Raw genomic sequence first — 338 nt, forward strand, 5'->3', positions numbered from 1 at the left:
GTGCAGCGCACCGATGCTCGCCTCGGTCAGGCCGGTGTGCCCGCCGATCGTGTTGCCGCCCAGGCGTACTCGGGTTTCGAGTCGGCCACTGTGGTATCGGTCGGTGCGGAGACGGAGGTCGCCGAGCCGGTCGTGGTCACGGTCACCGGCCCAGGCGAGGGAAAGACCGCCTACGGTCACCTGCAGATCCGGCTGGGCAATTTCGCTGTCGCCACCGTGGTCATCGACCAGCGGGGCAGCGGAACCTACGCCGAGAACGTGGAGTTCGTGCTCGGTGACAGCGCCAAACTGACGGTCGTCGCAGTGCAGGACTGGGCCGATGACGCCGTCAACACGAC

Annotated in this window: 1 protein-coding gene; it reads left to right on the top strand. The window is 67.5% G+C overall.

Going from position 1 to position 338, the window contains the following annotated elements:
* A partial coding sequence (locus tag GV790_RS29360; RefSeq protein WP_175586040.1) for a SufD family Fe-S cluster assembly protein occupies window positions 1-338 on the top strand: 338 nt, incomplete at both ends.

This window comes from Nocardia cyriacigeorgica (genome assembly GCF_010858045.1).
Lineage (GTDB): Bacteria > Actinomycetota > Actinomycetes > Mycobacteriales > Mycobacteriaceae > Nocardia > Nocardia cyriacigeorgica_E.